This is a genomic window from Oleiphilus sp. HI0086 (assembly GCF_001635225.1).
The window spans coordinates 1-2,879 of record NZ_LWFZ01000893.1 but is presented as its reverse complement, the minus strand read 5'-3'; the positions used below and the strand labels follow the sequence as shown (position 1 = coordinate 2,879).

Here is a 2,879-nt window from a genome sequence, read left to right as displayed (position 1 = left end):
GTAGGGCAAGTAATACGAATGATTATTATGTGTCACCGACCCCTTTTGCCACTGATACGCGGTGATGAGCTACTAGCTCATTCAACTTTGATATATTTACGATTGGAAGCCGTGGCTTAACAAATTCGGCCTGACCTTTTGTAAGACTCGGCCGACAGAGTAAAGCAAGAAGTTGTAATTCATTGCCAGCTAGCTCTTCAAAGCGGCTAGGTACCTTCATAGATTGTATTCAAACCACTTTCAAAATTACGAAGCAAGCACTGAACCTGGCGGATAGGTTTTTCCTTTTTCAGCTTTTACAAAGTATCCACAGCAACTTCCCGCTTGTAACCAAGCCATTGCACCTACTTCAACACCGCCAGCAAGCTGAACACCTACACCAAGGTGAGAAAATTCATGCAGCACACAGTCATGATCTGCCGTGGCATTCGCGTTTATCACTACGCCAGTTCTAACGACTGCACTCGTACCAACATAAGCACCGGCCATAATCGCTACACCCGCTTCAACTTGAGCATACCTACTTACCGTTGCTTGTGGGTGTATGAGAGACGTTAAATTAAAGCCTTCTACTTTTAAACGCTCAACAATCTGCTTTCTTACACTGTTGTTTCCAATCGCAACAAACACATCATCGACCTTGATGTCACCTTTAAAGACATCCTCTACCTTAGCAACGACTTCTTTGCCCATAACGGGTTCGTCAGACGGCGCATTATCATCAGCGAAGAAGATATCACTATACTCACCAGTAATTTCAGCTAAATCCATTACTGCTTGGCCGTGACCACCTGCGCCAATTATTAGGAGTGTTCGCTTTGTACCAGTAGACATTTCACTCATTCTAACTTTCTATCCCTAACAGAGTTATTCGAAGTATTGAATTAAGACTGGATTCTATCTCCAGCCCCCTTACCCGTAACAGTCATAAGAATAAACTTAAAATAATTTGAAATGTTCAACTCTCGAATCATTTTCGCATCGACTTCGGCAAGCCTAACAGGTGTAGACATATCGATTTCATTGACCTGCGCTTCGCCTGTAATACCAGGTCTAACAGAAAAAACATCCTGAGCCTCACGAGCAGCCGTTAATTCTTCCTGATTAAACAGGCCTGGACGAGGGCCAACTAAGCTCATATCACCTTTCAACACATTCCACAACTGTGGTAATTCATCGAGTTTAGTCTTACGTAAGAAATTTCCAAAAGGCGTAATTGAGGCACTGTTTGCCAAGTGAGTCGCAACTGAAGCTGTATCGACTTTCATCGTCCTGAATTTCACCAAAATAAAAGGCTTTTTATTTCGCCCTACTCTCTCTTGCCGAAAGACTGGCGACCCTGTATCAAACAGCCCTATCAGCATAATCACAACCAAGACTGGAAAGCCCAACACCAAACCAAATAACGAAAAAATAATATCAAATATACGAATCAACACTGCTCAATACTCAAAAGGTAAATATAAACCTGGGCTATGAAAATAACTCTTTAAATGTAGGTAAAACCCTATCTTTCTCGGACAACGATACATCGTCGATACCCCAATCAATACTAAGAGTAGGATCATTCCAAACCAAACCACCTTCATCTGAAGGGTCATAATAATCCGTACACTTGTATTCGAAGTCCGCTGTCTCAGAAAGCACCACAAAACCATGCGCAAACCCTGGAGGCACCCAAAACTGTTTCTTATTTTCTTCGGATAGTATTACCGTATGATGCTCACCAAAACTAGCAGAACCTCTTCGTAAATCTACAACCGCATCCAAGACCTTCCCAGAAACAACGCGCACCAATTTACCTTGAGGTTTAGTTTTTTGAAAATGTAAACCTCTCAAAACCCCGCGAGTAGACCGGGAATGGTTATCCTGAACAAAGGCCTGACTAATACCTGCTTCAGTGCGATACCTTTCTGCCTGGAATGTTTCTAAGAAGAAACCTCGATCATCACCAAATACCCGCGGTTCGATTTCAACACAATCCTTTAACGGCGTTTCAATTACTTTCATCTATCAACTCAACAATGATAACAAATATTGGCCATAACCAGTTTTAGACAAAGCTTCACCTTGTTTTTGCAGTCTCTCTTTACTGATCCAGCCTTGGTTAAAACCTATCTCTTCTAGACAAGCTACTTTAAGCCCTTGACGATGCTCAATCGTCTGAACAAAATGCCCGGCTTCTAGTAATGAATCGTGCGTACCCGTATCCAACCAAGCAAAGCCTCTTCCCAATAAAGATACACTCAACTTACCTGCAGACAAATATGCATTATTCACATCCGTGATTTCAAGTTCACCACGAGCAGAAGGCTTGATACTCTTTGCAATATCGATCACTCGATTGTCATAGAAATATAAACCTGTCACGGCATAGTTAGACTTTGGGGCTTCCGGCTTTTCTTCAAGACTAATCACTGTGCCATTATCGTCGAACTCGACCACCCCGAAGCGCTCAGGATCACGAACACGATAACCAAAAACGGTTGCTCCTTCTTCCATATTTGCGGCATCAGTTAATTGTTTGGAAAAAGACTGGCCATAAAAAATATTATCGCCTAGAACTAAACAGACAGAATCGTCGCCGATAAAGTCCTCACCGATAATGAACGCTTGCGCCAATCCCTCTGGTTTTTCTTGTATCGCATATTCAAAGTTGACACCAAACTGTGACCCATCCTCTAATAGGTTCTTATAACCTTGAATGTCGTCAGGGGTTGATATCACCAAAATATCTCTTATGCCCGCGAGCATTAATATTGATATCGGGTAATAAACCATAGGCTTGTCATAGATAGGCAATAGTTGTTTAGACACGCCCTTGGTGATCGGGTGAAGCCTTGTTCCGCTGCCCCCCGCTAAAATTATTCCTTTCACAA

At 42.4% G+C, this 2,879-nt stretch carries 4 protein-coding genes; all 4 read right to left on the bottom strand.

Annotated features, from left to right (window positions below; all coding sequences use genetic code 11):
- Nucleotides 1-246: 246 nt before the first annotated feature.
- The 4 genes from A3756_RS16095 to rfbA are packed head-to-tail and all read right to left on the bottom strand — an operon-like array spanning nt 247 to nt 2,877.
- Nucleotides 247-843, bottom strand: coding sequence for an acetyltransferase (locus tag A3756_RS16095; protein ID WP_068553918.1), 597 nt, complete (start codon nt 841-843; stop codon nt 247-249).
- A 41-nt stretch (nt 844-884) separates the two neighbouring features.
- On the bottom strand, nt 885-1,439 hold the full coding sequence (locus A3756_RS16090; RefSeq protein ID WP_368664590.1) for a sugar transferase: 555 nt from the start codon (nt 1,437-1,439) through the stop codon (nt 885-887).
- Between the two features lie 34 nt (nt 1,440-1,473).
- Nucleotides 1,474-2,010, bottom strand: a complete 537-nt coding sequence (gene rfbC / locus A3756_RS16085; RefSeq protein ID WP_068553916.1) for a dTDP-4-dehydrorhamnose 3,5-epimerase — start codon at nt 2,008-2,010, stop codon at nt 1,474-1,476.
- Between the two features lie 3 nt (nt 2,011-2,013).
- Nucleotides 2,014-2,877 carry a glucose-1-phosphate thymidylyltransferase RfbA gene (gene rfbA, locus A3756_RS16080; protein ID WP_068553914.1) on the bottom strand — a complete coding sequence of 288 codons (864 nt, stop codon included), beginning with the start codon at nt 2,875-2,877 and terminating at the stop codon, nt 2,014-2,016.
- Nucleotides 2,878-2,879: the final 2 nt, after the last annotated feature.

Coding starts and splice junctions, on each gene's coding strand:
- A3756_RS16095 (WP_068553918.1), bottom strand. CDS start 843: ATGAGTGAAATGTCTACTGGTACAAAGCGAACACTCCTAATAATTGGC.
- rfbC (WP_068553916.1), bottom strand. CDS start 2,010: ATGAAAGTAATTGAAACGCCGTTAAAGGATTGTGTTGAAATCGAACCG.